At 35.4% G+C, this 7,382-nt stretch carries 8 protein-coding genes; 6 read left to right on the forward strand and 2 right to left on the reverse strand.

What is annotated here, in order from left to right:
* Both AOG54_RS09975 and AOG54_RS08315 read left to right on the forward strand, forming a co-directional pair.
* Nucleotides 1-255: hypothetical protein (locus AOG54_RS09975; protein WP_055032609.1), on the forward strand; the 255-nt coding region annotated here is incomplete at its 5' end.
* Nucleotides 256-721: 466 nt separating this feature from the next.
* Complete coding sequence (locus AOG54_RS08315; protein ID WP_054964030.1) at nt 722-1,975, forward strand: RNA-guided endonuclease InsQ/TnpB family protein; 1,254 nt, start codon at nt 722-724, stop codon at nt 1,973-1,975.
* Nucleotides 1,976-2,027: 52 nt separating this feature from the next.
* Here AOG54_RS08315 and AOG54_RS08320 read toward each other — a convergent pair whose 3' ends face one another.
* Complete coding sequence (locus tag AOG54_RS08320; protein ID WP_162200885.1) at nt 2,028-2,411, reverse strand: DUF302 domain-containing protein; 384 nt, start codon at nt 2,409-2,411, stop codon at nt 2,028-2,030.
* Nucleotides 2,412-2,550: 139 nt separating this feature from the next.
* Between AOG54_RS08320 and AOG54_RS08325 the strand changes: the two genes are divergently transcribed.
* On the forward strand, nt 2,551-2,862 hold the full coding sequence (locus AOG54_RS08325; RefSeq protein WP_048101507.1) for a hypothetical protein: 312 nt from the start codon (nt 2,551-2,553) through the stop codon (nt 2,860-2,862).
* On the opposite strand, the gene AOG54_RS08330 is transcribed toward AOG54_RS08325, so the two are convergent.
* Nucleotides 2,859-3,314, reverse strand: coding sequence for an Lrp/AsnC family transcriptional regulator (locus AOG54_RS08330; protein ID WP_048101506.1), 456 nt, complete (start codon nt 3,312-3,314; stop codon nt 2,859-2,861). The two genes, AOG54_RS08325 and AOG54_RS08330, sit on opposite strands and share 4 nt — an antisense overlap.
* 181 nt (nt 3,315-3,495) lie before the next feature.
* Between AOG54_RS08330 and AOG54_RS08335 the strand changes: the two genes are divergently transcribed.
* Genes AOG54_RS08335 through preA form a run of 3 tightly spaced genes read left to right on the forward strand, consistent with a single transcriptional unit; the run spans nt 3,496 to nt 7,362 of the window.
* A complete protein-coding gene (locus tag AOG54_RS08335) occupies nt 3,496-4,845 on the forward strand; it encodes an aminotransferase family protein (protein WP_055032611.1) in 1,350 nt (449 codons plus the stop codon).
* The gene (locus AOG54_RS08340; RefSeq protein ID WP_201779075.1) at nt 4,842-6,308 is read left to right on the forward strand and encodes a CoA-acylating methylmalonate-semialdehyde dehydrogenase; all 1,467 of its coding nucleotides are present in this window, start codon (nt 4,842-4,844) and stop codon (nt 6,306-6,308) included. The genes AOG54_RS08335 and AOG54_RS08340 overlap by 4 nt, the downstream gene beginning before the upstream one ends.
* Before the next feature lies 1 nt (nt 6,309).
* Nucleotides 6,310-7,362, forward strand: coding sequence for an NAD-dependent dihydropyrimidine dehydrogenase subunit PreA (gene preA, locus AOG54_RS08345; protein ID WP_055032612.1), 1,053 nt, complete (start codon nt 6,310-6,312; stop codon nt 7,360-7,362).
* The last annotated feature ends 20 nt before the right edge of the window (nt 7,363-7,382 follow it).

A 7,382-nucleotide genomic window follows, 5' to 3' on the forward strand; every position in this document is an offset into this window, starting at 1 on the left:
AGGAAGAAGAAGGCGGATGATGTAAAGGTTGTTTTTTTCGGGCCAAGCGAAAAGGCATTTTCTTCCAATGATAGCGATTTTCTTAAACTGTTTTCTATCCTTAAGGACCTTGGAATAGTTACAATAGCATGTAGTGGATATTCGAAAGCACATGATCTGGACAAGGCAATTATGGATTTGAGCACAGAACTTGAAGACGTTTCAGAAACGATACCAAGATATGTTGATGCAGGTTATACTGTAATGACCTTCTAAGAGACCATTTATAAATTATCCTGAATTTGTATTCTAAATTTATCTTACAATTCCTGCATCATTCCTATCAGAATTTAAAAGTTATAAGGATCTATCTAGCAACCACCATTAATCTTTGAATTTAATTTTCCACATCTCTGATGTTCTTTCAATTCAGGGTGGTAAATTCAATATTAATATCCAATTAAATTATTCCTTTAAAATTATTGTTTCCAGCCATACCATGCTACAAATAAATAATAAATTCTGATTGTATAGTTATCAAAGCTGATAACCTTATACCATATTGATGCATTATATTATCAACATATATACAATAAAACAATTAATTTTAAAATTTTTTCAGAACTCATAGATTGACGTGATTTTTAAAATAACAATAAATTAATTACTTTTAGAATAAACATTATTATGCAGCATTTATGGAGAAATTTTATATATACTCATGGCATTATAATATTTGTAAATGAAGATAATCAGAACTGAACAGATATTCATTTTGGATAATGGAATAATATCATATATGTGCTATAAATCAAAGAACCTGTTCAATCAGGCAAATTACATTCTCAGAAACCAGTTCTTTAATAAAGAAAGATTATCATCATATAAGGAGCTTGTAAATGAATTCTCAATGCCATCAGAAATAGATGAATATAATAATTTCCAGAAATTACCCGCACAGACAGCACAATGGACAATAAAAAAGGTAAAAGAATCATGGAGTTCATTCTTTAGGGCATTAAAAGCATATAAGAAACATCCTGAATTATTTAATGGAATTCCAAGACCACCTAAATATAAATACAAGGATGGAGAATTCATGCTAATATTTACCAACCAGCAATGTTCCATTGTTGATGGGATTCTTAAATTTCCTAAAATAATGAATCTGGAGTTAAAAACAAGATTAGAAAATGTAGATTTAAGAGAGGTAAGAATTATACCATTGGGCACAGGATATAATGTTGAGATAGTATACTCTAAGGAGATATCAGATTTTAATGAGGTAAGTGCAAACAGGATACTTGGTATAGATGTTGGTGTAAGGAACACCATAACCATTGGAAACAGCATATCTGAAAAGGGTATTGCTGTTAAGGGTGGTGTTTTAAAATCCATAAACCAGTATTTTAATAAAAAACTTTCAAGGCTTAAATCTATTAATGATAAACAGAGGAAGAATCATGAAAATACTAAAAGAATCAATAAATTATACATGAATAGGAACAGAAAAATAAAGGATGTAATGCATAAACTATCAGATGCAGTTATAAAATATGCAATTAATAATAAAATAGATACAATAGTTATAGGCCATAATAATAGGTGGAAGCAATCAGCAGAAATGGGAAAGAAGAACAACCAGAACTTTGTCCAGATATCATTTAATACATTAATTAACCAGATATATTATAAAGGTCAGGAACATGGAATAAATGTAATTATTCAGGAAGAATCATATACATCCAAATGCTCTTTTCTTGACAATGAAAGCATAGAAAAGCATGATAATTATCTTGGAAAAAGGATAAGCAGGGGAATATTCAAATCTCTCAATGGAACATTAATACATGCAGATTTAAATGCATCATATAATATTATAAAAAAAGCAATCCCCGAAGCATTTGCCAACGGGATAGAGGGTATTGGGTTGTATCCAGGAAGTTTAAGCATACCCAAATTCATTGACATGATAACTTCCAAAGGTGTATGTTAACATGGTTAACAGAAACTGTAACCTTCACATTTTGTTCCTTAAAATTGATTTTTTATTTTTTTAACATGTTTATTATTTTATTAATAAGACCATCTAACTTTTCAAGAGATTCTTTATTTTTTGTAATTCCGTATTCCTGTTCAAGGTCCTTAATATTTTTATAAACAGCATATGTTTTATCATTAATTGAATATAATAGAATTTTGGTAGGCAGTTCAATACCAATTTCAGGTGATTCAATCATTATGCCGGTACCAACTGCTGGAGACCCAAACATAATTAATGTTTCATCATTCATATCCATTCCGGCATCAATGGCGTTTTTCCTATGGTCAATTATACCGAAGATATTTATTTTGTTATCTTTCAGAAATTTTTTGATAATTTCAAGGGCATCACTAACATTATAATCTATTTCAACCTTTAATATTCCCATAATATTGAAACATAATCTCATAAATAATTTTTTTGATAGTTTTATAATCCATGTATCAAATAAAATTATTTACCATTATTCTTAAAAAAATTAATATATAAATAAAAACATTTAAATACAGTTATAAATTGATTACACCATGGAGCCTTTTTATTTTAAATCGTATAATAAATTAATAGGCGTGGCCTGCGATCTTGAAAGCCTTCTTGCAGAGCTTGAATGTCTGAATATATATGACCGTGATGCTGTGAATTATCACGTTTTAAATGGGCATATATCAATGTGGCTTGAATATATGGGCATGCACGACCTTGCTGAAAACCTAAAAAATGCCAAAACACCTGAGGATGCCATAAGGGAGATAAAATCATATAAAATGTCCTTAAAAGGCCATAGAAACGGCATGAAACCAGGAAGAAAAAAAGCGATGAATAAATTGAATAAAAATTAATCAATTCTGTTAAATTCTGTCAAATCCTCCTTTTTAATTGATAGTACTGTTATTGTATTGCTCCTTTCCACGCCATCTATTAATGATATTTTATTGAGAATTGATTCCAGATCTTTTATGCTCTCTGCCTTGATCACCGCAGTAAAATCATAATCGCCAAGGACATAATATAATGCACATATTCCCTTTACCTCTTTTATTTTTTCGCCAACCTCCTCAGCATAACCCGGACCATACCGTGCCTTGATCATGGATATGGCCGTTAAGGTTTCCGGCAAGTTATTTCTATCAAGTTCTGGTATAAACCCCTTTATAATTTTTTCCTCCTCCATTTTTTTAATTCGCTTCTGCACAGAGGATTTTGAAATGGATACCCTATCGGCTATGTCCTGCAAATTATTTGTTTTTAAAATCATCATTGTCTTTAATATTTCCTTGTCCTTTTCATCCATATTAGATTATGTTTTACGATAATATATTGTTTTTTGATTACAATTTTTAATGCAATTAAAGAATAAAATATATCATGCAATTTTTATTTTACGATATAAATTATCAATATAATAATAAATCTAGATATATTATCAATGTTTTCATCAAAGTTTTTATATATAAGATAATCTTATTATAATTATGGCAATAAAAAATCCAGAAAATGAGTTAAACAGTACCGTTGAAAATACCTTTGTAACGTGGAGCCGACAGAAAGGATGGAACCCTTTGAAAATAATTTCAGGTGAGGGAAGTTATTTTACAGACTCTTCAGGGAAATCCTATCTTGATATGTCATCACAGTTAATGTGCTGCCACCTTGGCTATGGAAATAAAAATGTTATAAATGCCATCAAAAAACAGGCGGAAACACTATCATATATTGGCCCATCATTTGACACGGATATAAGGGAAACAGTTTCTGAAAAACTAAAATCAATACTCCCAGACAATATGGTCAAATATTTTTATGGCACCTCTGGAACTGAGGCAAATGAGGCCGCCATAAAAATTGCAAGGATGTACATGGCAGATAAAAAGAAGAACAAGATAATTTCATTTTATAATTCATATCATGGATCAACTCTTGGAAGCCTGCAGCTAACAGGTGATTTTAGAAGGATGCTTGTGGATTCATATGAAAATGCTTCAGGATTTTTAAGGGTTGCCCCACAGTTCTGTTATCACTGCCCGTTCAAACTAAAGTACCCCGAATGCAACCTGGCATGTGCTGAAAATCTTGAGTATACAATAAAACAGGAGGGAAATATTGCCGCTGTGATTTTTGAGCCTGTAACAGGCACAAACGGCGTTGTTGTTCCACCCGATGGATTTGTTAAAAGGTTACGGGAAATCACTGAGGAAAATGATGTTCTTTTAATAGCAGATGAGGTTATGACCGGATTTTGCCGTACAGGAGAATGGTTTGCAGTGAACCACTGGAATGTTAAGCCTGACATAATCACAACGGCCAAGGGAATTACAGCTGCGTATGCACCATTATCACTAACAGCGGTTGATAAAAAGATTTCTGATTTCTTTGAGGATCATATTTTTGCGCACGGCCATACATATGAGGCACATCCATTAATGCTGGCCGCAGCATCAGCAGCAATTGATGAATATAAAAATTATGTTCTTGATCATGTAAGGCGTATATCACCACTGTTTGAAAAAAGAATTAAGGAACTCAGGGAAAACCATGTATCGGTTGGGGATGTCAGGAGCATAGGATTATTCGGTGGGGTCGAAATAAATTACGACCGTGAAAATAGAATACCATTTAATACTGCGCAGGATAAAATTGATGGGAAACCATTGATGGTAAGCAGGATTGCAAAATACGCCATGGAACATGGCGTTTATCTTAACACATGGATTTCACACTTTATTGTGGCACCGCCACTGATAATAAGTGAGGAGGATTTAAACAGGGGTTTTGACGTTATTGATGAGGCGTTAAAAATATCGGATGCGGAGGTGAAGAAATGAAGACAGAAAATATGGAGTATAAGGTCTTTAATTATGTGAATGGGCAGAGGGTTGAGAACAAGGGAAAAACAGAATACAGGGTTTTCAACCCGGCATTTGGAAAGCAAATAGCATCTGTATTTGATACAGGTGCCGAGGATGTTAATAAGGCTGTGGATTATGCATATGATGCATTTTTAAAATGGTCAAAGATTCCAATAACTGACCGCATAAAATATCTTTTTAGGCTTGAAAATCTAATGAGGGAAAATGCAGATGAACTTGCAAAAATGGTTACAATAGAGCATGGCAAAACATTCAAGGAGGCTCAGGGAGAGGTTCTCAGGGCCATAGAAAATGTTGAGGCCGCATGCTCATCAACATATAACATCATGGGGAAAAATAATAAAAACATCTCTGCTGGCATAGACGAGGAATTAATAAGGGTTCCCATGGGTGTATTTGCTGCAATAACGCCATTTAATTTTCCAATCATGGTTGCATTCTGGTTTATCCCATATGCCATTGGCCTTGGGAATACAATAATAGTAAAGCCATCAGAAAAGACACCATTAACAATGCAAAAAACACTGGACCTTTTCGATAAGGCCGGTTTTCCACCAGGTGTAATAAGCGTTGTCAATGGTGCTGTTGATACTGTGAATGCCCTGCTTAATAATGATAAAATTGTGGGTGTTAGCTTTGTTGGATCCACAGGTGCTGCAAAATACATAGTTTCAACGGCATCGGCCAAACACAAGAGATCACAGGCAGGGGCATCTGCAAAAAATTATGAGCTTGTTATGCCAGACGCAGACCCTGAAAAGGTTGTACCACACCTGATATCATCATTTTATGGTAACGCCGGAGAAAGATGCCTTGCCGGGTCTGTATTGGTAACTTTGCCGGAAAATCATGATAAAATAGTGAATTTATTCAAAAAACAGGCACAAAAACTTATACTTGGTTATGGATTGGATGAAAACGTGACATTAGGTCCATTAATTAGATCTGAGCATAGAGAACGCGTGCTTGGATACATAGATTCGGGCATCTCAGAGGGGGCTAAACTTATACTGGACGGCAGAACATTTGATGCAGGAAAATACAGGGATGGTTTCTTCCTTGGTCCTTCCATATTTGATGATGCATCAACGGACATGAAGATCATAAGGGAGGAAATATTTGGGCCCGTTGCAAGCGTAATAGAGGCAAAGGACTTTGATGATGCAATAGAAATCATAAATAAAAGCCAGTATGGTAATGCATCAACAATTTTCACAAATTCAGGAACGTATGCAGAACGCTTTACCGAGGAGGTACAGGCAGGAAACATAGGCGTAAATATTGGTGTTGCGGCACCAATAGCATTCTATCCATTCGCAGGATATAAAAATTCCTTCTTTGGGGACCTGCATGCACAGGGCGGACCGGATCATGTCATGTTCTTTACAGACAGCAAGGTAATTATAAAGAGGTGGTAAAATGCAAGAAAATGATAGTTTGGAAATAGATTTTGATGGTGTAAAATTTAAAAACCCGTTCTGGGTTGGTTCAGGTCCAACCAGCGGCACCGCCGATAAAATCATTCAGGCCCTAAAGGCCGGATGGGGAGGCGTTGTCATTAAGACCGTTGGGGATAGCATTGTCAGAAAGGGCGTCAGGCCAATGTATGCCGCCATGAGGGATCAGAATAAGGACCTTGTGGTGTTTGAAAACATTGAGCTAATTACAGAGGATAACCTTGAAACATGGGACAGGTATATAAGAACTGTATACCATGAAATTCCGGATGCGCCAATTATATTTAGTATAATGGGTTCAGCCGATATATCTGAATGGGCGAAGCTTGCCAGATGGTCAGAAGATCGCGGTGCAAATCTAATAGAATTAAATTTTGGGTGCCCGCATGGTGAACCAGAAAAGAGATCAGGGGCGTATATATCACAGCATCCAGACCTTGTCTATGAATATACCAAGGAGGTTGTGCAGTCTGTTGGTGTACCGGTTATTGCTAAATTATCACCGAATGTAACAGAGATAACAGAGATTGCAAAAAATGCAGAAAGGGCAGGTGCAAAGGCCGTATCTGCAATAAATACTGTATCATGCCTTATGGGCGTTGATATAGAGCGTGAAATGCTCTTCCCACCCGTCTTTGGATACACAACCTACGGCGGCCTGTCAGGTCCCGGGGTAAAACCCATTGGATTAAAGGCAGTTTCATCCATTTATAATAACACAAAACTCACAATAAGCGGCATTGGTGGTATTTCTAACTGGACAAATGCTGTGGAATATATAATGTGCGGTGCAACATCGGTGCAGGTTGTAACCGACACAATAATGCACGGATTTAACCAGATTAAGGAATGGACATCATCCATGGCGGATTATTTAAAAAGGCACAACTATGCCAGCCTGGATGACATAAGGGGGAAGCTGGCAGGCAAGATAAAGGAATACTCGTATCTGGAGAACCTCATATCAGAAAGGGATTCTATTGACGATGAACTTAGAAAAATAAGGGAGGTGTGATTAATATGGCAGAAAATGAG

It is taken from the genome of Acidiplasma aeolicum, assembly GCF_001402945.1.
Classification (GTDB): Archaea; Thermoplasmatota; Thermoplasmata; order Thermoplasmatales; family Thermoplasmataceae; genus Acidiplasma; species Acidiplasma aeolicum.